The organism is Flavobacterium sp. N2550, from assembly GCF_025947265.1.
In the GTDB taxonomy this organism is placed as follows: Bacteria; Bacteroidota; Bacteroidia; order Flavobacteriales; family Flavobacteriaceae; genus Flavobacterium; species Flavobacterium endophyticum.
Genome location: NZ_CP110007.1, coordinates 3318624 through 3340814 on the forward strand (window position 1 = coordinate 3318624; position 22191 = coordinate 3340814).

The 22191-nt window shown below is 38.8% G+C and carries 15 protein-coding genes; 4 read left to right on the plus strand and 11 right to left on the minus strand.

Going from position 1 to position 22191, the window contains the following annotated elements; translation table 11 throughout:
- Window positions 1-20 precede the first annotated feature (20 nt).
- From truA to lpdA, 4 genes are all read left to right on the plus strand, one after another.
- The gene (truA, locus tag OLM56_RS14665; protein ID WP_264527512.1) at window positions 21-782 is read left to right on the plus strand and encodes a tRNA pseudouridine(38-40) synthase TruA; all 762 of its coding nucleotides are present in this window, start codon (window positions 21-23) and stop codon (window positions 780-782) included.
- 14 nt (window positions 783-796) lie between these two features.
- Entirely contained in the window at window positions 797-2545 is a 1749-nt protein-coding gene (locus OLM56_RS14670) for an ABC transporter ATP-binding protein (RefSeq protein WP_264527513.1), read from the plus strand.
- A gap of 9 nt (window positions 2546-2554) precedes the next feature.
- The gene (locus OLM56_RS14675) at window positions 2555-2845 is read left to right on the plus strand and encodes a hypothetical protein (protein WP_264527514.1); all 291 of its coding nucleotides are present in this window, start codon (window positions 2555-2557) and stop codon (window positions 2843-2845) included.
- 96 nt (window positions 2846-2941) lie between these two features.
- On the plus strand, window positions 2942-4330 hold the full coding sequence (lpdA, locus tag OLM56_RS14680; RefSeq protein ID WP_121374541.1) for a dihydrolipoyl dehydrogenase: 1389 nt from the start codon (window positions 2942-2944) through the stop codon (window positions 4328-4330).
- A gap of 92 nt (window positions 4331-4422) precedes the next feature.
- Here lpdA and OLM56_RS14685 read toward each other — a convergent pair whose 3' ends face one another.
- The 11 genes from OLM56_RS14685 to OLM56_RS14735 form a co-directional block, all read right to left on the minus strand.
- Window positions 4423-5049, minus strand: a complete 627-nt coding sequence (locus OLM56_RS14685) for a porin family protein (protein ID WP_182492215.1) — start codon at window positions 5047-5049, stop codon at window positions 4423-4425.
- 76 nt (window positions 5050-5125) lie between these two features.
- Window positions 5126-6250: a cysteine desulfurase family protein gene (locus OLM56_RS14690; RefSeq protein ID WP_264527515.1), complete on the minus strand. Its 1125-nt coding sequence runs from the start codon at window positions 6248-6250 to the stop codon at window positions 5126-5128.
- A gap of 27 nt (window positions 6251-6277) precedes the next feature.
- Window positions 6278-7192, minus strand: coding sequence for an EamA family transporter (locus OLM56_RS14695; protein WP_121374544.1), 915 nt, complete (start codon window positions 7190-7192; stop codon window positions 6278-6280).
- Between the two features lie 78 nt (window positions 7193-7270).
- On the minus strand, window positions 7271-9106 hold the full coding sequence (locus tag OLM56_RS14700) for an MFS transporter (protein ID WP_121374545.1): 1836 nt from the start codon (window positions 9104-9106) through the stop codon (window positions 7271-7273).
- A gap of 194 nt (window positions 9107-9300) precedes the next feature.
- Window positions 9301-11091, minus strand: coding sequence for a discoidin domain-containing protein (locus tag OLM56_RS14705; protein WP_264527516.1), 1791 nt, complete (start codon window positions 11089-11091; stop codon window positions 9301-9303).
- Between the two features lie 21 nt (window positions 11092-11112).
- Complete coding sequence (locus OLM56_RS14710; RefSeq protein ID WP_264527517.1) at window positions 11113-13200, minus strand: glycoside hydrolase family 97 protein; 2088 nt, start codon at window positions 13198-13200, stop codon at window positions 11113-11115.
- 93 nt (window positions 13201-13293) lie between these two features.
- Complete coding sequence (locus OLM56_RS14715; protein ID WP_264527518.1) at window positions 13294-15537, minus strand: glycoside hydrolase family 3 N-terminal domain-containing protein; 2244 nt, start codon at window positions 15535-15537, stop codon at window positions 13294-13296.
- Between the two features lie 25 nt (window positions 15538-15562).
- Window positions 15563-16261, minus strand: coding sequence for a prolyl oligopeptidase family serine peptidase (locus OLM56_RS14720; protein WP_264527519.1), 699 nt, complete (start codon window positions 16259-16261; stop codon window positions 15563-15565).
- 3 nt (window positions 16262-16264) lie between these two features.
- Window positions 16265-17635 carry a glucoamylase family protein gene (locus tag OLM56_RS14725; protein ID WP_121374550.1) on the minus strand — a complete coding sequence of 457 codons (1371 nt, stop codon included), beginning with the start codon at window positions 17633-17635 and terminating at the stop codon, window positions 16265-16267.
- Window positions 17636-17649: 14 nt separating this feature from the next.
- Window positions 17650-19074, minus strand: coding sequence for a RagB/SusD family nutrient uptake outer membrane protein (locus OLM56_RS14730; RefSeq protein WP_121374551.1), 1425 nt, complete (start codon window positions 19072-19074; stop codon window positions 17650-17652).
- Window positions 19075-19085: 11 nt separating this feature from the next.
- The gene (locus tag OLM56_RS14735; RefSeq protein ID WP_121374552.1) at window positions 19086-22181 is read right to left on the minus strand and encodes a SusC/RagA family TonB-linked outer membrane protein; all 3096 of its coding nucleotides are present in this window, start codon (window positions 22179-22181) and stop codon (window positions 19086-19088) included.
- Window positions 22182-22191: the final 10 nt, after the last annotated feature.

A 22191-nucleotide genomic window follows, 5' to 3' on the forward strand; every position in this document is an offset into this window, starting at 1 on the left:
AACTTTGGATTTACTTCACCTTGAGATATTTCATCGAATTCGCGTATAACGGAAAAAATTATCACGGATGGCAACAGCAGCCGAATGCTCCTTCTGTTCAAGAAACATTAGGCAAGGCGCTTTCTGTCTTGCTCAGAGATACGATAGAAATTATGGGAGCTGGAAGGACTGATACTGGTGTTCATGCCAAGCAGATGTTTGCACACTTTAATGTGGAAAATTCGTTAGACATCGATTTTTTAAAAGCAAAGCTGAATTCTTATCTTCCAAAAGACATTGCCATCATCCATATTCATTCTGTAAGTGACGATGCACATGCTCGTTTTGATGCTGTGAAACGTACGTATGAATATCATATCAATACTATAAAGGATGTCTTTGAGGAACAGCACAGCTGGTATTTCCATCAAAAGCTGGATATTGAAAAGATGAATCAAGCTGCAAAAATTCTTTTTGAGTTTAGCGATTTCCAATGTTTTTCAAAAGTAAATACCGATGTCAAAACATTCCAATGCAAGATCATGGAAGCTGATTGGAAACAAAATGACAATAAGCTAATTTTCACGATTGCAGCAGATCGCTTTCTCCGAAACATGGTCCGCGCTATTGTAGGCACCTTGGTAGAAGTCGGAATTGGAAAAACAAGTTTGGAAGATTTCAGGAAAATCATCGAAAGTAAAGATCGAAATCAAGCAGGGCCTTCTGCTCCGGCACACGGCCTGTTTTTGACAAAAGTAGAATATCCTTATATTTACAGCAACGAGCCCGCTGACAAAAAATAGCCTCAAATAAAGCAATGAAAGCATCAGATACCAAAATATTTAAACGAATAATGGAGTACACAAAACCGTACAAATCCCGATATTATTGGGTTATTGTATTTGCGGTTACCTTGTCGATTTTTGCGGCACTCCGTCCCTATTTATTAAAACAAACAGTCGACAGCTACATACAAAAAGAAGATGCCACAGGTTTGCTATACTTTATCCTTTTGATGGGAGGAGCCTTGATCGTAGAGGTTGTCTCTCAATTTTATTTTGTCTTTCTTGCCAACTGGCTCGGACAAGACATCATCAGGGATATTCGCGTAAAGCTTTTCAACCACCTGATGAGCTTTAAGATGAAATATTTCGACAATGAACCTGTCGGAAAGCTCGTAACCCGCTCCGTTTTCGATATTGAATCTATTTCTAAAATTTTCAGCCAAGGATTGTTTATGATCATAAGCGACCTGCTGAAAATGGTTGTCGTACTGCTCTTTATGTTCTACATGAACTGGAAGCTTACGATTATCGTCATGTGTGCTATGCCTGTTTTGGTCTATGCGACACGTGTTTTCCAAAAAAAGATGCAGGTTGCTTTTGAAGAAGTACGAACACAGATTGCCAACCTGAATACATTTGTACAAGAGCGCGTAACTGGAATGAAAATCGTACAGCTTTTTTCAAGAGAGGATATCGAATATGAAAAGTTCAAGATAATCAATGATAAGCATAAAAAAGCGTGGATTAAAAACGTTTGGTACAACTCGATTTTCTTCCCGATTGCCGATATTGTTTCGTCTATTTCGCTAGGATTGGTCGTATGGTACGGCGGATTGAACATTTTGGCAGGAAATGGTTCTACAACGTTTGGAGACTTATTTTCATACACTATGTTTATCGGAATGCTTTACAATCCTTTACGTCAGATTGCGGATAAATTTAATGAGATGCAGATGGGAATGATTGCCGCAAACCGCGTTTTTGAAGTTTTAGACACCGAAGGACATATCCAAGACAAAGGAAAAGTTACAGCTCCAACTTTCAAAGGAAATATTGATTTCAAAGATGTGCATTTCAGTTACACTGGCAAAGAAGATGTCTTAAAAGGCATCAATATTCATGTAGAAGAAGGCGAAACTATCGCCATCGTTGGGGCCACTGGAGCAGGAAAATCAACTATCATAAACCTGCTGAATCGTTTTTATGAAATCAATGGAGGCGAGATCCTTATCGATGGTACCGACATACGAGATTTTACACTAAAAAGCCTTAGGAATCAAATTGCTGTCGTATTGCAAGATGTTTTCCTTTTTGCAGATACGATACACAACAATATCACTCTCGAAAATCCGAATATTTCTAGAGAAGATGTTATCAAGGCGGCAAAAGAAATCGGAGTGCATGATTTCATCATGACACTGCCGCACGGCTATGATTATAACGTAAAAGAACGTGGCGTAATGCTGTCTTCTGGTCAACGTCAATTGATTGCCTTTTTAAGAGCTTTTGTCAGCAACCCGAGCATTTTGATTTTGGACGAAGCCACATCATCTATCGATTCGTATTCAGAAGATTTAATCCAAAGAGCAACCGAAACCATCACCAAAGGCAGGACATCAATCGTAATCGCGCATCGTTTAGCAACTATCGTCAATGCCGACAAGATTATCGTCATGGAAAAAGGAAATGTTGTAGAACAAGGAACGCATTATGAATTGATCAACAAAACGGAAGGTTATTATAAAAATCTCTACTACTCACAATTTGCAGTAGAAAGCTAAAAGAAAGCCATGAAATTATTTTTCAAACTTCTTTTTATAGTAATCGTATTAGAGATTATAATCACGATATCCTGTACGTTTATCATGGAAGAGACTTCCAGTCGGCTTCTAAAAAGTATTTGCAGTTTGCTGATTATATTTCTAAGCTTTCCGATTTATATTATCGATAAAAGCTATCCATTTTATGCGCAAGGTTCTGCTAATTTCGGCATGATGCTTATGCTGATCAATGTCATATTGCAGACATTAATTTTATACGCATTCATTAGAATCGTATCTAAAAAGAAAAACGGATACTAACAAGACTTGTGGAAACTTTGCAACTCCGAAACTTTTCCATGACCAAATAATTAACTATTTTCGTACTCTCAAATAACAAGAAAAAATTATATTCTAATGAAATACGATATTATTGTTTTAGGAAGCGGTCCTGGCGGTTATGTAACAGCCATCAGAGCAGCGCAATTAGGCTTTAAAGTTGCCATAATCGAAAAAGAAAATCTGGGCGGTATCTGCTTGAACTGGGGATGTATCCCGACTAAAGCGTTGTTAAAATCAGCACAGGTTTTTGATTACCTAAAACATGCTTCTGACTATGGCTTGACCATTGAAAAATTTGACAAAGACTTTAATGCCGTAATCTCACGCTCGCGCGGTGTTGCCGACGGAATGAGCAAAGGCATCCAGTTTTTGATGAAAAAGAACAAAATCGACGTTATTGAAGGTACTGGAAAAGTAAAAGCCGGAAAGAAAATCGACGTTGTTGGTAAAGACGGAAAAACTACAGAATATGATGCCGACCATATCATCATTGCAACTGGAGCTCGCTCTCGCGAATTGCCAAACTTGCCACAAGATGGCAAAAAAGTAATCGGATACCGCCAAGCGATGTCGTTGTCTGAACAGCCAAAATCAATGATTGTGGTAGGTTCTGGAGCAATTGGAGTTGAATTTGCGCATTTTTACAATGCAATGGGAACTGAGGTTACTATTGTTGAGTTTATGCCAAATGTAGTTCCTGTAGAAGACGAGGATATCTCAAAACAATTTGAGCGTTCTTTGAAAAAAGCAGGTATCAAAGTGATGACGAATGCTTCTGTTGAAAAAGTAGATACTTCTGGAAACGGCGTAAAAGCTACCGTGAAAACCGCTAAAGGAGAAGAAATTCTTGAAGCTGATATCGTACTTTCTGCTGTCGGAATTAAATCGAATATTGAAAATATCGGTCTTGAAGAAGTTGGAATTGCAACTGATAGAGATAAAATTTTAGTAAATTCTTACTATCAAACTAATATCCCTGGTTACTATGCTATCGGAGATGTAGTTCCTGGGCAAGCCTTGGCACACGTTGCTTCTGCAGAAGGAATTCTTTGTGTTGAAAAAATCGCTGGCCTTCACGTAGAGCCTCTAGATTACGGAAACGTTCCTGGCTGTACGTATGCGACTCCAGAAATCGCTTCTGTTGGTTTGACAGAAAAACAAGCTAGAGAAAAAGGCTATGAATTGAAAATCGGTAAATTCCCTTTCTCTGCTTCTGGAAAAGCAAAAGCTGCTGGAACTCCTGATGGTTTCGTAAAAGTAATCTTTGATGCCAAATATGGCGAATGGTTAGGATGCCACATGATTGGTTCTGGTGTTACCGATATGATTGCTGAAGCTGTCGTAGCTAGAAAATTAGAAACTACAGGTCATGAAATCATCAAATCGATTCACCCACACCCAACTATGAGTGAGGCTATCATGGAAGCTGCTGCCGATGCTTATGGTGAGGTAATACACTTATAAAAATTCAGATTGCAGATTTTAGATTTGCAAGAAGAACAATAAAAAAAGCCGTTTTGAAATTCAAAACGGCTTTTTTGTGTTTTTATGTGCTATTAATAAAGTAAGAAGTTGATTCCTACATTGAAAGCGCTTCTTGAATTAGTAATTTGGTCTCCATCATTATTTTTAAAAACTTCGGCAATACCGCCCTGTCCTTCATATTCGATAAAAAACTTAAGCTTGTCCGATACTGGAATTTTTACACCTATTCCAAAGGCAATACCGCCATCCACTGTATTAAAACTATCCTTTAAATCAGAATCAAGCTCCGTATCTTTTGCACTCATCAAAAAGCCAATGTAAGGCCCAAAGTTTAAATACCAATTTCTCTTGCTTCCGAAATGCCATCCTGCCATTACCGGAACCGTAATATAATCTACATTGATGTCTGTTCTCACAAATCTAGATCCACCAGGACCTACAACTGGAATAAGGTCATTGTCCCATCCTTTTCTGTCATAGATGAATTTAGCTTTGATACTCCATCGGTCAGAAAAATAATAATCTGCCGTAGCGCCTAAATTGAAATTGATACTTGGATCAGCTGAATCATAGGTCGTGCTGATATTGGAACTGTTCAAGCCTATTCCCAAACCAAATTCCAGTTTTCCTTTGTCTTGCGCTGTGGAGGTAAAAATGAAGCCCAAGATAGCCATTGAGGTAATTAATGTTCTTTTCATAAAGTTTGTTTTTACGCAAACATAGAGAATAAATTAGAACTGTATATGAAATAACTATGAAATTTATCTCGGAAAATTATATGGTTTTCAAAGCCTCAATTAGCAAATCGATGTCTTCTTTTGTATTAAAATGGCTCAAAGAAATCCGCAAACTGGGCTTTTTAATGTCTTCTTCTGAAAGCATTTCTTTCAACACATGCGAAGGTTTGATACTTCCTGACTGGCAGGCGCTTCCTCTTGAAACAGCAATACCTTTCATGTCGAGGCTAAAAAGAATCATAGCCGTTTTTTCTTCAGAAAAAGGCAATAGCACATTGATGATATTATAAAAACCGTCAGGATTTCCATTAATTTTAAAATCAGGGAAATAAAGCTGCAGTTGCTCAACAAAATAGTTTTTGATAGATAAAATGTGCTTTCTTTCCGCAGCTAAATTTTCATACGAAAGTTCCAAAGCTTTTGCCATTCCAGCAATATTATGGATGGCCTCTGTTCCGGCGCGAAGTCCTTTTTCTTGTTCACCGCCAAAAATCATCGGCTGTAATCCTGAATTTTTTCTGATAAAAGCAAAGCCAATTCCCTTCGGTCCGTGGAATTTATGAGCGCTGGCAACGATAAAATCTACTTCAGTCTTTTGCAGGTCGATTTCTGTTTTTCCTATAGACTGTATGGTATCGGAATGAAAAAAGGCCTTATATTGTTTACAAAGTCTTGCCGTTTTTTCGATATCGAGAATAGTTCCTGTCTCATTATTTACGTGCATCAATGAAACTAACGTCGGAATTTCTTGCGAGAGCAATTCTACTAAATGATTGATATCAATCTCCCCATTCGATTTCAGATTGACATAATCTACTTGAATAGCATATTCTTCCTGCAATGCCAAAACAGAATTCAGCACCGCATGATGCTCAATCTTACTTGTGATGATTCTTTTTATTTTTAAATCTTCCACTGCAGAACGAAGAATCCAGTTATCGGCTTCTGTCCCGCCAGAGGTAAAAATAATTTCCTGAGCCGTCGCATTGAGCTGTTTTGCAATTGATTTTCTTGAAGATTCGAGTATGTTTTTGGCCGTTCTTCCAAAACTGTGGGTCGATGAAGGATTTCCATAATCTTCCTGCATCACGCGAGTTATTTCTTGGATAACTTCTGGTCGCAAGGCTGTTGTGGAAGCATTATCGAGATATACATTTTTCATGATACAAAAGTCGTGATATAAAATGAATTACAAAATATCTTTGGCTTGCAGTTCTTTTGGCTTTGACTTAAAAATATGCTTGCTGTTGAAAACAATAATCGAAAGCAATATCAGAGAATAGGCTATAATCTGAAAAGGGGTAATTTCTTCTTTGTAATAAAAAATGGCTAGGAAAAAGTTGATCAGCGGATTGATATAAAGCAAAATCCCTACTGTAGAAGAATTAACTCCTTTCAAGGCATATAAGTTCAGGAACAGCGGAATAATCGTAAACAGGACAACGATAATTACCAAAAAGAAATAAAAATCAAATGCTGTGGGAACTTCGGAACTATAAAAAGGATAAAATGGCAAGAGAATGATGGCCGTGGTCGTTAATTGCAACGTTAGCAATAAAAACTTATCGATTGCCGTATTTTTTCGCTGTGAAACAAGATACAAAGCATACGTGGCAGCCACAATCAAGCTGTAAAAAATATCCATAAAATGATTAAACGATAACAAGACACAGCTAAAAATACTCAATCCAACAGCTGTCCATTGCCATTTGTTTAATTTTTCCTTCAATATGAAATAGGCAAAAACAGTCGTCAGGATCGGACAGACTAGATAGGCAAACGAGGCGGCTTTCACACTCACATGGTTCATGACATAGATAAAAAAGAACCAATTGGCAGATAAAAGCAAGGAGCCCCCCAGTGTGAGAAGGACAACGTTTCTTTTTTGAACCGGCGACATGAGTTTGAAATTTTCCTTGGTTTCTTTCAAGGTCTTTCTTCTAAAAAAAAGATTGATTCCCATCATCAAGACGACACAAAGGAATACCCTATAAAACAAAATATCTAAGGACGGATAATTATGTAATGGCTTTAAAGCCAGACTGAAAAATCCCCAGATTATAAAGGCTGTAATCGCCGCCAAATAGTATTTTGAAAGTCTCATGTAGAAGTAAAAAATCCGAAGCAAATGTAGGTAATACAATCTGCTCCGGATTCTTTATTATGAATTCGTTAAGATAAATTAATGTGCTCCTTCAGCTTCGATAGCATCTACATCTATGTTCTGTCTTTTTAGGATTCCTTTTACCGCAATCGCGAAGAAAGTCAAATAAGCAAAACAAATTACAGGCACAACATACGAAGCATGGATTCCGATGATATCAGACAATTTTCCTTGGATTGGAGGAATGATTCCACCACCCAAAATCATCATGACCAAGAATGCAGAACCTTGAGCTGTGTATTTTCCAAGACCTGTTATCGACAATGTAAAAATTGACGGCCACATGATACTACAAGCTAATCCACCTGCAAGGAAAGCGTAGATTGCTACAGTTCCTGTTGAGAACAATCCGATTAGCATAGCAATAACGCCCATCATTCCGAACAAGATTAGTGTTCTTGCTGGTTTGTTTTTACTAAGGAAGAATACTAAAACTTGCAGCAATACGCAGATTACATAATAATACAACGGCGTCATATCTTGCTGCGCAATCGTATTTACTCCTATAATTACTGAGAAAGCAATCAACGGAACAATAATCAAAGCCAATTGTCTTTTGCTGGCACTTAGGTTAAAAACGCTGATAGCTCCAGCCCAACGGCCGATCATCAAGCTTCCCCAATACATTGAGATATACGGTGCAATTTCTGAAGATTGGAAACTTCCGAATTCTGGCAGTTTCAGCAATTCTCCTAAGTTACTACCTACGGCTACTTCTACTCCAACATACGTAAAGATGGCAAGCATACCCAAAACCAATTGAGGGTATTTCATGGCACCCCAGCCTTCGTTTTTCTTTTGCGCGCTTCTGTTGGCAAATAAAAGTCCGCCCACAATCACTACCAGAGCTCCAGAAAGCCAGTACATTCTATATTTTTCAAGAGGATGTCTGATAGCTTTGATTTCTGCATGCTGTGGCTCTACGCTTAATTCTAAAACTTTGATTTCATTCTTGATTTCTTCAGAAGCGGTAGTTTTTTGCTCTTCAGTAAGTACTTTGTCTTTCTTGATTTTTACCAAATTGTCGCTTAGCTTCTTGATTTCTTTTGTAGTAGGTTCGATTGATTTTTCAATTTCTACTATTCTTATCGCTTCTGGCGAGTTGTAACTGTTAAAAACCGGCGCAAACATAATTGCCAATAATCCCGTCATTATGATTAATGTCGTCAAAGCTTTGTTTGCTTTTTCCATCGGCTCATCAGAGATTCCCGCTGGTAATTTTTTTGAGAAGTAAAATACGCTGGCCGCAATCAAGAATAAGATTCCTACGCCTACGTATAATAAAATTACTTTATCTAAACCTAAACCTTTAATCTGGTCGTCGCTAACTGCTGCTGCTGTTCCGAATAAGGCGAAACCAACGATGATAGGTCCGATTGTAGTTCCAAATGAGTTGATTCCTCCCGCTAAATTCTGACGGCTCGTCCCTGTTTTTGGATCACCCAATAAAACTGCAAAAGGATTGGCCGCTGTCTGTTGTAATGAAAAGCCTAAGGCCACGATAAACAAACCGACAAGCATTCCGGCATATACATTCGCTTCAACCGCAATAATCATAGCTCCAGCTCCTAAAGCAGAAAATAACAATCCGTAAACGATACTTCTTTTATAGCCCCATTTTCCGACTAAATCTTTTCCATTTACAGCTCCAAATATAAAAAGAAGCAATGCTCCTAAATAATAAGCCGTATAAAAAGCAAAGTCAATCAGCTGTGACTGAAATTGGTCTAGCGAAAAATAGCTTTTGCAAAAAGGGATGAAAATACTGTTTCCAGCAGCAATAAATCCCCAAAAGAAAAATACTGTAATCAAAGTATACAGCGCAGGATAATTTGTTTTAGTTTCTGAACTCATTTATTAAGATAGTTTAGTTAAAGCAATAAAAAATAAGATTGTATTTAAAAAAAAGATTTAATTTTTGATAAATATACATTTATATGAAAACATCGAGCAACACATTACAAGATAGTTATTAACGAAAACGATTTCTTAAGCTGTTTTTTAATCAAAATACAACGTTTGCGAAACCTTTTTTTACGTGTTTTTTTCTATTCTGATTTTTTAACCTCTGATTTTGGTCCAATGCCGTTATTATTAAAAGCTTCGATTTGGAAATAATAAGCATCCGAACGATCCAATCCGTTAAAATAATATTCATTTTTGCCATAGACCATGATAGAACCGTATAATTTCTCAGGCGATTTTCCAAAATAGATTACATATCCGTCAGCATTTGGTTCTTGCTGCCATTTGAACCAAACGTTTCTCCTCTCGCCTTTTTTCTTAGCTTCCGCTCTTAGAGGCGCAAAATTTTGTACCGCATTTGGCTTTGTACCGGAGCCTTTTCCAAAAACCCTAAAACCGCTGATTGCAAATTTCCCTGTCGGCATCTGTATATTTTCTAGCTTTAGATATCTTGCCGTAATCGGTTTTTCTAATTCGGTATAATCGTGTGGCACGTCTTTGGTATTTTTGCTTTTATCGACAGCTTTTTTCCAGCTTTTTCCATCATTCGACGAATAGATAATATACTTGTGACCCGTAGTCGTTTCAGGTTTGCCCATTAATTCTACGTCCTGATCTGCATAATTAATCTGGATGGCATTGATTATAGACTTTTCGCCTAAATCCGAAATCAGGTATTCTCCTTTATTTGAAGTTTTTGCCGACCAATAGGTTTTTATATCTTCATCTGTCGCAAAATTAGCTTGGAAACCGCCCAAAGTTGACGAAACTTGGACAGGCTTATTGTAATTCAAAAGCATCCAGCCAGAAAAGTTTTCATTCAAATGATTCTTTTTTTGCGATGGCAGGTACGTTGGATAGTCGCCGTAGGCTGTGTTCGAGTACATGATTCCGTCTTCATCAAAACCTGCGGGCCAGATTCCGATTCTTCTTTCGAAATTATTTTTTGTAGAAATTACGATGGTTGAAACATGCCAATACTCATTGTTAGTGTCCTGATAAGTTGCCCCATGCCCTGCTCCTCTTGCAAATCCGCCCGGTTTGTATGAAAACGGATTGTGCGATTGGTATTCAAAGGGCCCAAGAGGATTGGAACTGACGTATACTCCATCTGCATAACCGCTAAATTCTGTCCCAGGCGCACCATATTGCAGATAATACTTATTGTTATGTTTGGTCATAAAAGCACCTTCGGTAAAAGGTTGCAAAAAGGTATTGTCATTGTATTCTCCAAAACGTTCCCAGCCGTGCTCGTCATCATTTAAGGCCAAAACAGGAATACGCTCACCTTCAGGCTGGAAGGTCTTGCGGTTCAGTTTCATTCCGTATAAAGGATATAAATTGCTAGAACCGTAATACATATAGACTTCGTCTTTTTCTTTATCCCAGAAAATCTGCGGATCCCAAGCACCAGCTTCTGATTTATGTACCAGTTCTTTCCAATCATCTACTTTTGGATTCTTGCTCATCCAGATTGGAAATTCTTTGGTATGCGTCGAACCGATTACCAACAACGTATCATTGACAAAAGACAGAGACGGCGCACAGAGCTCGTCATACACTTTATGCTCTGGACGGAGGAATTTTCTTGGAATGAATTTCCAATCAAGCATATCGGCGCTATGCCAATAACCCCATTGGTTCGTAGAAAACAAATAATATTCTCCCTTGAAATTAGTGATTACCGGATCAGCGGTTGCTCGGTGCTTTCCTTGGGTTACAAAATTAGGAATCGGGCAATAGCCGTAATCTACATTTATCGGATTGCAATATGTTTTTTGTTGCGAAAAACTTTCTCCAAAGGAAAGCAGCAAAGCTCCTATCGCAATGGTTTTGAATGTATTTTGCAGGTTTCGTTTTTTAAAAAAATTCATCGTACTGATTTTATGTCTGGCTTATTTTGCTGGAAAAATACTGATAGCTGTTCCTCCGCCTGCAGCTAAATTCAGTTTCAGCTTGCTTTTTGAGGTAACTTCGATAGTCTTGATTTCGTAATTGATCGGGTTTTTCTCCCAATGGGCTGTCTTTCCATCTTGATAAATGGTCGCCTTGTATTTTTTTCCTGGCGTTAAGAAATCAAGTGAAATTGTTGTATTCCTAGGATTTTCATCTGTAATGGCTCCAACAAACCAATTTTCGGTTCCTTTTGCTTTTCTGGCAATGGTTAAGTAATCTCCAGGTTCAGCTTCAAGGTATTTGCTTTCGTCCCAATCTAAGGCCACGTCTTTGATGAACTGAAAAGCATCGGAATACTTCTCATAATTTTGTGGCAAATCGGAAGCCATTTGCAACGGAGAATACATCGTTATGTACAATGCTAATTGCTTAGCTAAAGTCGTATGGACCTGCTCTTTTTTATTCGGATCGTAATGACTCATCTTGATTTCGAAAACTCCAGGCGTATAATCCATCGGGCCACCTAATAACCTCGTGAAAGGAAGTATAGTTTCATGTACAGGCGGATTTCCGACACTCCAACCGTTGAATTCATTACCTCTTGCTGCTTCTGCTGCGATATAATTCGGCCATGTCCTGCTTACGCCTGTTGGACGAGAAGATTCGTGAGAGTTGACCATAACCTTATATTCCGCGGCTCTTTGCGGTACATAGTTGAAATGATTTACCATTGCCTGTCCGTCATGAAATTCTCCTCTTGGAATAATTTTTCCGACATATCCTGTTTTTACCGCCGGATAGCCGTATTTTTTCATAACGTTATAGGCTCTATCCAAGCGTCTTTCGTAATTAGCAACAGAACCCGAAGTTTCATGGTGCATGATCATTTTTACTTTTTTAGACTTTGCATAATCACTGATTTCTTGAATATTAAAATCTGGATAAGGCGTCGTAAAGTCAAACACTTCTTCTTTCCAATTCCCGAACCAGTCTTCCCAGCCTATATTCCAGCCTTCGACCAAAACGCCATCAAAACCATGCTTTGCTGCAAAATCGATGTATCTTTTTGTGTTTTCAGTAGTGGCTCCGTGTGGTTTTTTGCCAACACTCTTTTGCGAAGCATCTTGCGTACCGCTCAAATCCCAAGTAGAGATTCCGACGTGCATTTCCCACCAAACACCAACGTATTTCATCGGTTTGATCCAAGACGTATCGTCAATTTTTGAAGGCTCGTTCAGGTTCAAAATCATTTTGGAACTGACAATATCTCTTGCGTCATCGCTGACCATAATCGTTCTCCAAGGCGAAACTGCCGGCGTTTGAAGATAGGCTTTATCACCGATAGCATTCGGTACCAAATGTGATTTCATCTTATAATTGGCAACATTGACATCTAAGTGCATGACTGGATAATTGACCACAGCGGCTTCAAAAATATTGAGATAAAGATTGTCAGCCGATTTCATCATCAATGGCGACTGCACGACATATCTTCCTCCAATCGATTTGACGGCAATACCATTATTGAGATTTAGCTTGTCATTGTCAATTTCTGATAATTTTGTCTCGTTGTAAACATATTCTTGGCTATCGTAATCGCCAGGAATCCAGAAAACTTTGTGATTGCCTGTCAAGTTAAATTCTGTCTTTTCATCAGAAATAATAAAATAGTTGAGTTTTTCCTGTTTTGGAAATTCATATCGAAAGGCAACGCCTTCGTCATAAACCTTAAAGACAATATCTAATCTTCTTCCTGTATCTTTTTGAACCAGCGAAAAAGTGGTTTGGTTGTATTTGTTTTGGATTGTCGACTGCTCGCCAAGAACGGGCTCCCAGCTTTCGTTGACACTTTTATTTTGGGTATTTGTTATGGTGAATCCTGTGTCTAAAGCTTCGATATCTTTCAATGCAATTCCTAATAAGCTTTCATTTACGACTTGCTTGTTTTTGTAGGTTACTGAATACGATGGTTTTCCTTCGGCAGTCAGTTTAAATGCTACCGAAATTTCTTTGGAAGGAGATTGAATTGTCTGGGCGTTTAGGATTCCAGCCAAAAGGAGAAGGCATAAGGTAAGGGTGTTTTTCATACTATATAATTTATCTAAAAGCAGCTAATTGATTTTTTAGAAAAAAGCCCTTTAGGTTTCTCTAAAGGGCCATTTCAAAACTCACAAAAAAAATTATTTAACTAACTCAAACTCTAATTTCATAGTTGTTGCAGAAGTACCTCCGACAAAAACTTCAAAGTCGCCAGGTTCTGCAGCAAATTGCATATCGATTCCGTAAAATTTCAAGTCTTCAGCAGAAATTTCAAATTCTACAGTTTTCTTTTCTCCTTTTTTCAAGAAGATTTTTTGGAAACCTTTTAGTTCTTTTACTGGCCTAGTCACGGAACCGACTTTATCATGGATGTATAGTTGGACTACTTCTTCTCCATCATAATTTCCTGTATTTGCTACTTCAACGGTAGCTTTTAATTTTTGGTTGAAATTGATTTGGTTGGAAGATACTTTAAAATTAGAATAGCTGAATTTTGTATAGCTCAAGCCATATCCGAATTCATATAAAGGAGAATTGTCTACGTCGATGTAACGGGATTTGTATTTCTGCTCGTTATCTGCTGTTCCCAAATAAGGACGTCCAGTATTTTTATGGTTGTAATAGATTGGAATCTGACCCACATTTCTAGGGAAAGTCATTGGCAATTTGCCGCTTGGGTTGTTGATTCCATAAAGTGTTTGAGCAATGGCATCGCCACCTCTTGTTCCAGGCCACCAAGCTTCTAGGATTGCATCCATGTTTTTGTCTTCCCATTCTAAGGTCAGCGGTCTTCCGTTTAATAATACCAAAACGATTGGTTTGCCTAATTTTTTCAATTCTGCTAGAAATTCTTTTTGGATTCCTGGCAAATCAATATTGGTACGAGAAGCTGCTTCGCCGCTCATGTTTTCGAATTCACCCATCACGGCTACAATAACATCTGCATTTTTGGCATTGTTAATCGCATTCTGGATCATGTCTCTTTTTGCATCAACAATCTCTACACCTTTTGCAAAACTGATTTTGCTCTTGTCCGTGATGATTTTGTTTACGCCTTCTTCAACGCTCACTGCAAATCCGTTTCTGTCGCCAGAAGCCGCCCAAGAACCAATAATGTTAAACTCATCGCTTACCAAAGGTCCGACAAAAGCTACTTTTTGTTCTTTTTTCAACGGAAGTACATTGTTGTTGTTTTTCAGCAACACTAACGATTTGTTAGCTACGTCCAACGCCGCATCTAGATATTCTTTTTTGTAGATGACTTCTTTTTCTCTTTTTGCATCGTTATATCTGTACGGATCTTCAAAAAGACCTAGATCGTATTTGGCTTCCAAGATTCTACGGCAGGCATCATTGATTTGAGCTTCAGTAACTTTCCCTTCCGACAATGATTTTTTCAATTGTTTCATATAGATGCCGCCCACCATGTCCATATCGACACCAGCGTTTAAAGCCAATTCTCCGGCATGCTTTTCATCTTTTGCGAATCCGTGCGGAATCATTTCGTTCATTCCTGTATAATCTGTCACTACGAAACCGTCAAATTTCCATTCGTCTTTAAGAATTCCGTTAACCAAGAATTTGTTTCCTGTAGCTGGAACGCCAGAAATTTCATTGAATGATGTCATGAAAGTCCTAACACCAGCATCAACAGTTGCTTTAAATGGAGGCAGATAGGTTTCTCTCAACACTCTTTCTGACATATCTACTGTATTGTAATCACGTCCGGCTTCTGCAGCTCCATAAGCAGCGAAGTGTTTCGTACAGGCTAAAATTGTATTATTTAAAGAAAGGTCGGTTCCTTGAAAACCTCTTACTCTTGCAAACGCTAATTTTGAACCTAGGTACGTATCTTCGCCAGCGCCTTCTGAAACTCTTCCCCAACGCGGGTCACGAGCGATATCCACCATTGGAGCAAATGTCCAGTGTACACCTCCTGCTGCAGCTTCGGCCGCTGCAATTTTAGCTGAAAGCTCAACCGCTTTTAAGTCCCATGAAGCCGATTCTCCTAAAGTTATCGGAAAAATAGTTCTGTAACCATGGATGACATCATAGCCAAAAAGCAACGGAATTTTAAGTCTTGAATTTTCAAGATTCATCTTTTGAAGCTCGGCCGTATACTTAACAGTTGTCGCGTTCAAAATAGAACCGACATTACCTTTTTTAATTTGCTCTATATAATTATCTCCGGAAACAGGTCCGGTGATAGTACCATCTGCTGTAAATTGAACCAACTGTCCTATTTTTTCATCAATGGTCATTTTGGCCATAAGTTCAGAAATGAATTCTTTCCTTGGCTTAATCTGGCTTTTTTTCTTATCCTTTTGGGCGTTTACCGTAAGGGAACTTGCTAATAATAATAGTAATACTGCTTTGAATTTCATTATGCTATTTATTTGGGAAATTTGTTTATTGTTTATGCTGTTTCATTATCCATTCATAAATTTCTTTGTTGTCGTATACTCTGGTCCAACTGTCGTGATTGGCATCGTCAAAAATGGTCAGCTCGATATCTTTGCTGCACGATTTTAGCTTTTTATAGATTGCGATAGAATAATTCACATCGACTACATCATCTACCAATCCATGAAAGATTCGCGTTGGTATGTCTTGAATCTTGCAATTTTCCATCATCGGAACTCTATCCACAAAACCGGCAATAGGAACAAGAGCGGCAAACATTTCTGGATGCAAAAATGCCAAGTTCCATGCTCCCCAAGCTCCCATACTCAAACCTGTGAGGTAGATACGGCTCGGGTCGATATTGTTTTCTTTTTGGACTTTTTGTATCAATTTATATAAGACTTCTGCATCCCAATATTCATTTTCAGGACATTGAGGCGCAAGAACGTAACTATCTAATTCATTATTTTTTAAATATTTGAAAGGGCCGTGTACTTTTACTTTTTCAATATCTGAGCCTCTTTCTCCAGAACCGTGCAGAAAAACGAGCAGCGGTTTCTTTTCTTTTGTATTTTTCGGAATATGCAATGCATAGTTCAATTTATTCTTTTGAATAATTTCGGTTGTAATGGTTCCGGTAATGTCTTTCTGCGCAAAAGAACTACCGGAAACCAATAAACCTAATAAAGCTAACGTTATTCTCATCTTTTAAAATCCGTATTTTCCGGAATGAAATCCAAGATTTAATAAGCCTTGGCGTACTTCTGGAGCATTCATGAATAGATTCCAGAGCAAGCCTGAGCGGTAATTTTCAAGCATAACGACAATAGGCCCTTGATCAATTGCAAGGTATCTGTTTGCCGTCCAATTGTAATGTTTGCTGTGGGCATCATAAAAACCTGCCGGACCCCATAGCTGTCCGCTATAATTTTCATAAAAATTTCGCATTGCGGCCAATGATTCTGCCGGAGTATACACGATCGAGCTTATAGCGGCTGTCGGAGAAATTACTCCTATATCATTGCTTGGCATGTGCGCATTATATCCTATGCTTCCATTTGGATTTCTAGAATACGATGCTGTCAGTCCCCAATAATTAGGGCCGTATCCTGCAAAATTTCCAGCATTTTCAACACAGTGCTGGTAATTAATTTTAGTGTGGTTTACATTCACATTCCAATAATTTGCATATTGGTCTGTCAATTGTGTAGGATCTAATCCTAAATACGAATAGTGTGCCCAAAATAAAGGACCTCCAGCCTGCTCCGCACCGTTGTGCTTCAGCAATAAAGGAATTCCGTATTTTGTAGCTGCAGAAACGATACCTCCATTTCTTGCCCAACCTTGATGGTAGGCCGTTGGCGCTATCGAATGTGTTGGCGAAGCACTGGCTAGCACATAAGTAATCAGGCATTCGTTGTAGCCTTCTAAAGGAAAATTCATTTCCCAAGCATAGTCAGGCGACCAATGCCAATACAAGACATTTTGATTGTTTCTGTACCAATTCCAATCCACACCTTTCCATAGATTGTCAAATTTTTGGGCCAATGCTTTTTCTTCTTCGGAACCGTTTTTGAAAAATTCACGAACGCAGATAATACCTTGGCATAAAAATGCAGTTTCCACTAAATCGCCGCCGTTATCTTTTTGTCCGAAAGGCTTGACACGCCCCGTGTTGCCGTCCATCCAATGAGGCCACGCTCCATGGAATCTGTCGGCATTAGCAAGAAAATCAGCAATGGTATTTAATCGAGATACTGCTTCGCTTCTGGAAACATAATTTCTTGAAGTTGCCGCAATGATAGACATCAGGCCAAAACCTGAACCTCCAGTTGTTACGACATTGGAATCATTTTCTGGGTAATTGCCATCAGGATGGTATCTTTCTCTTGCGAGCTTTGAATTCGGCTCTGCAAAATCCCAAAAGTATTTGAACGTTTGTTTTTCCACTACATCAACCAATTGCTCATCGGTTAATGGTGTTGGAGTTGAAGGTGTGGGCGAATCGTCTCCTTTTGGAGACGATTCGTTTGAACCACAACTTGTAATTATTAAAAATATGAAAAGAAGGTATTTCATTAATCGGGTTTAAATTACCAATTCAGGTTTTGTCCCATCGCTGGTGTTTGTATTAATTGAGCGTTTGGTATTGGAAATAATTCGTGTTTTCCAACTTCGAACGGCTTGCCGTTTGCTTGCATAGCTTGTGCTGCTTGGCCAGTCCTTACTAAGTCAAACCATCTGTCGTGTTCAAAAGCCAATTCTAGTCTTCTTTCTTTCCAGATGAGGGTTCTCAACAAAGCTTGGTCTCTCGTAGTGATTTCGCCTAAGTTTACTCTATCACGAACTTCTTTCAATGAAGACAAGGCTACGTCTTGGTTATTTAATTCATTAGCGGCTTCTGCGCGAATCAAATATATTTCTGCAAGTCTCAATACTCTGATGTTTTTATCGCCGTCTCCTGCGCCTGCATTTGCGCTAGAGTAAGCTTTTTCATTATACATCGGGTTTTCTACAGCATTGCTTACTTCACGTCCATCATACAAGGTTTCTCCTCTGAAAATGATTGTCGCATCTCTTCTGATCACATCGCCTTCGGCATTAAAAGCGTCTAAAAGGTTTTGAGATGGTGTATTGAATCCCCAGCCCCAGCCGCTTGGGCCTCTAGCTCCCTGTGTTTCAGAATATTGCTGAACACCATGCGCTAATGCTACACCACGAGCTTGAACTTCAAAAATGGACTCTACACCGTTTTCTGTATTGGCTCTCCAAATTTGTGCATAATCAGGCTCAAGACCGTATTCTCCAGAAGTGATTACTTCATCAGCGTACTCATACGCATTCTGCCAGTCTTTTTGATAAAGATATACTTTAGCTAATAAGGCTTTTGCAGCACCTTTGGTAGCTCTTCCTAAATCGGCTGGCGCATATTCGCTTTTCTCTGGCAATACTTGAATCGCTTCAAGCAAGTCTTGCTCAATAAAATCATAAACTTGGTCTTTTGGAGCTCTTACGATTAAATCGACATGTTGCAAAGGCACGTCACCGAAAGCTCTTACCAAGAAAAAGTAGTGGTACGCTCTAAGAAATTTAGCTTCACCAATAAGCCTGTTTTTGTAGGCAACATCAGTAAGTCCGTAATTTTCGGTATAATTTATTGAGTAAGAAGCACGGCCGATCGCTTTGTACCAGTTTGTCCACATGGCTTCGACAGAACCTGCCGTAGCCGTGAACGTAAGTCCGTCAAGCAATCCTTTATCTCCTCCTGGATCTCCAGGCGAGCTGCCTTTATCGGCATTATCAGAAATAATCTCAGTAATTCCTAAATATGAGAAAGCATAATCCCAGCTGGTCATCATCCCGTAGATACCGTTGACAAACTGCACCGGCTCAAAGTTCTGGTTGCTATCCTCTTCTGTCACGTTTTCTCTTGAATCAACATCAAGGAAATCGTCACATCCCACTAATACGGCAAAAGCAAAAGTGAGGCAAGCTATTTTTTTATAATTTATTTTCATAGTATTTTTTCTTAAAATTCAATGTTTACACCAAAAATGAATGTCTTGATATTTGGATAGGCATCTACTTCAATTCCTGCAGTTTCTCTAGGAACACCACTGTTGTTAAGTTCTGGTGTGAATCCTGAATATTTAGTAAATAGGAAAGGATTTTGTGCCGTTCCGTAAATTCTAAGTCTAGAAATCTTAAACATGTCTTTGAAAGTATATCCTAACGTAATGTTATTGATTCTAAAGTAGTCACCGTCTTCTAGGAAGTAGCTTGAAGATAGCGCATCTCTATTTGCACCAGGATTTGTGTTTGTTGATCCTGGACCTGTCCAACGACCGTTGAAAGTATCTTCTGCGATATTTTCACCACCATCGATGCGTTTTCCTTTTAGTCCGTTATAAACTTTGTTTCCGCCTACTCCGAATCCATCTACAGATAAATCGAAGTTTTTGTACATCAAGTTGATGTTGATACCGTAGCTGAATTTTGGAATGTATGAACCGAAGAATTTTTTATCTCTATCGTCAATCACACCATCGTTGTTTTGATCTTTGTAGCGTAAGTGCCCAGGTGCTGGCGATCCGATGTGTGGATTAGCATCAATTTCGGCTTGAGTCTGCCAAACGCCGTCAGCTTCTAGCAACCACCAAGAATATAAAGGCTGTCCTTCTTGGATTCTTTTTGTGATTTGTCCGTCACCAAGGCTTCCTCCTGTCATTCCGTCATAAGCTGGCTTAACACTTTCAAGCGTGTTTTTATTTCTAGCATAATTTACTCCGATGCTATAAGAGAAATCATCTGAAATATTATCTTTCCAGTTAAGCGCTAGCTCATATCCTTCATTTCTAACTTCTCCTCCGTGATCAAAATAATTAAGTTCGTTTGGAGAGTTTAATAATGGCGTTATGTTAAGGATTGCATTTGTGTTCAGCCTGTTGTAGTAGTCAAAGCTTCCTGATAATCTTCTGTCAAGCAATTCGAAGTCAAGACCTGCATTGATTTCTTTAGTAACCTCCCAAGTCAAATCGGTTACAGGAGTTCCTGAACTGGCACCAAAAACTAAGTCTTGGTTAGGTCCGAATACGTAGTTGTTATTGTTAATACCTGCGCCACCATCTGTTCCAGGAGAAGTATTGATTGTTGTTGCGTTAAAAGGAACGTTCGCATTTCCTACTTCACCATATCCTACTCTAAGCTTAAGGAAATCTAGATTTTTCACATCGCTTAAGAAGCTTTCGTTAGTCAATACCCATCCTGCACTTACAGAAGGGAAAGTACCCCAGTATTTTGAATTTTGCTTGAAGATACTGTTACCATCTCTTCTGATTGTTCCAGAGATATAGTATCTCTCGTCGAAATTATACTGCAATCTTCCAAAATAAGACAATACTTGTGTTGGAGTTGAGTAGAATTGATTCGCTACTTTTCTGTAATCAGCAGAAGCTAAGTTGATGTTCCAATATTGTTCTTGTTCAGGAACGTTGAATCCTTGCATGTACGACTCATAAATATCGTTCTTTCTTTCTTGAGTCACACCAGCCGTAGCATTAAGGTTATGCTTTCCGAATGATTTGTTGAAAGTCAAGTAAGTATCCCAGTTGTATCGGAAGCTTTCAACATCTTTATAAGAAAGAGAGTTGTTAGCCCAGTCCACAACACCTGGATTTGATGCAGCATTCGCCGCAAATTGAGCACTAGTTCGGATTGGATCTGCTGTAAGCCATCTGCCTCTAACGTCGTTGAAAATTCTTGTTTTTGAATACGACTTAGTAGCTCCAAATCTAGAAGTAGCCGTAAGTCCTTCTACAATAGTATAGTCAGCTTGAATCAATCCTTGAAGCTCAACCATTTTGTTTTTTTCATTTTGGTAGAAAGCATTTGCAACTGGGTTACCAATCGAATTCAATCTTCCTCCTGTTTCTCCAGGCCCTATGATATACCCTACTTCTCCTGTAGTTCTATTCCAGAAGCTTTGTGCAAATCTTCCATCAGGATAGTAAACTGGAACAACCGGAGCTTGCTTGTAAGCTTCAGTAAAAGAACCGTACGGTTTAGGAGTCGATTTTGAGAAAGAAGCACTGAAATTCTGAGTGATTTTTAATTTTCCATCAATCGCTTTAAGTGTATTACTAGATCTCAACGTATTTCTAGAAGCTTCATGTCCTTCTAAAAGTCCGTCTTCAGTATAATTATTGAAGCTGAAGTAGTAAGTTGCATTTTCTGATCCTCCAGAAAAAGAGATATCATTGCTTTGTGAAAAGCTTACACCTGTCAATTCATCATACCAATCCGTGTTGTATGGCTGGTTAAGGTTAAGTCTGTCTGGAGAACCAATCGCCGCTTGTTTTTCATTAAAGAAAGTAACGTATTGGCTTGAATTGGCCATTTTTACAGGATTCAATGTCGATTTTGCGCCATAGAAAGAATTTACCTTAATAGTAGTCTTTCCTTGTTTTCCTTTTTTAGTTGTAATAAATACGACTCCATTGGCAGCATTCGATCCGTAAATAGCAGAAGAAGCTGCATCTTTCATGATATCAAAAGACTCAATGTCGTTTGGATTCAGATTGGCAATGCTTCCTGTGATGACACCGTCTACCACAAACATTGGCGATCTTCCTGATTCCGCAGTACCTAGACCTCTGATGATAATTGTTGGTGTAGCACCAGGTGCATCATTTGCTATGATGTTTACACCCGCGGCCTTACCTTGTATAGATTGCAAGGCATTGTATGCCGGCTGCTTTGAAATCTGGTCTGATTTGATTGTAGAAATAGCGCTGGTCAGGTCTGTCTTTTTCTGTGTGCCGTAACCTACGACCACCACTTCTGAAAGTTCTGTGCTTGCTACTTTCATGGACACGCTCATGTTAGCCGCCGCATTTACTGTCTGGCTTACGTAGCCCAAAAATGTAAAGGTAATGGGCTCGCCTTCTTTAGCATTAATTGAAAAATTTCCATCAAAATCTGAAACCGAACTTGATGTAGAACTTAAAATGTTAACTCCTGGGAGCGGAATTCCATTTTCATCCAGTACCTTACCTTTTATATCCTGGGCATGGAGATGTCCCTGAAAAAAAAGAAGTACGAATACCCCGAAAATAAAGTTTTTCATTTGTTTATAT

What these genes read in the sequence shown, in the direction of transcription:
- OLM56_RS14695 (WP_121374544.1), bottom strand. Translation starts at nt 7,192, where the DNA reads ATGAGACTTTCAAAATACTATTTGGCGGCGATTACAGCCTTTATAATC.
- lpdA (WP_121374541.1), top strand. Translation starts at nt 2,942, where the DNA reads ATGAAATACGATATTATTGTTTTAGGAAGCGGTCCTGGCGGTTATGTA.
- OLM56_RS14675 (WP_264527514.1), top strand. Translation starts at nt 2,555, where the DNA reads ATGAAATTATTTTTCAAACTTCTTTTTATAGTAATCGTATTAGAGATT.
- OLM56_RS14670 (WP_264527513.1), top strand. Translation starts at nt 797, where the DNA reads ATGAAAGCATCAGATACCAAAATATTTAAACGAATAATGGAGTACACA.
- OLM56_RS14700 (WP_121374545.1), bottom strand. Translation starts at nt 9,106, where the DNA reads ATGAGTTCAGAAACTAAAACAAATTATCCTGCGCTGTATACTTTGATT.
- OLM56_RS14720 (WP_264527519.1), bottom strand. Translation starts at nt 16,261, where the DNA reads ATGAGAATAACGTTAGCTTTATTAGGTTTATTGGTTTCCGGTAGTTCT.
- OLM56_RS14715 (WP_264527518.1), bottom strand. Translation starts at nt 15,537, where the DNA reads ATGAAATTCAAAGCAGTATTACTATTATTATTAGCAAGTTCCCTTACG.
- OLM56_RS14705 (WP_264527516.1), bottom strand. Translation starts at nt 11,091, where the DNA reads ATGAATTTTTTTAAAAAACGAAACCTGCAAAATACATTCAAAACCATT.
- OLM56_RS14685 (WP_182492215.1), bottom strand. Translation starts at nt 5,049, where the DNA reads ATGAAAAGAACATTAATTACCTCAATGGCTATCTTGGGCTTCATTTTT.
- OLM56_RS14690 (WP_264527515.1), bottom strand. Translation starts at nt 6,250, where the DNA reads ATGAAAAATGTATATCTCGATAATGCTTCCACAACAGCCTTGCGACCA.
- OLM56_RS14710 (WP_264527517.1), bottom strand. Translation starts at nt 13,200, where the DNA reads ATGAAAAACACCCTTACCTTATGCCTTCTCCTTTTGGCTGGAATCCTA.
- OLM56_RS14725 (WP_121374550.1), bottom strand. Translation starts at nt 17,635, where the DNA reads ATGAAATACCTTCTTTTCATATTTTTAATAATTACAAGTTGTGGTTCA.
- OLM56_RS14735 (WP_121374552.1), bottom strand. Translation starts at nt 22,181, where the DNA reads ATGAAAAACTTTATTTTCGGGGTATTCGTACTTCTTTTTTTTCAGGGA.
- OLM56_RS14730 (WP_121374551.1), bottom strand. Translation starts at nt 19,074, where the DNA reads ATGAAAATAAATTATAAAAAAATAGCTTGCCTCACTTTTGCTTTTGCC.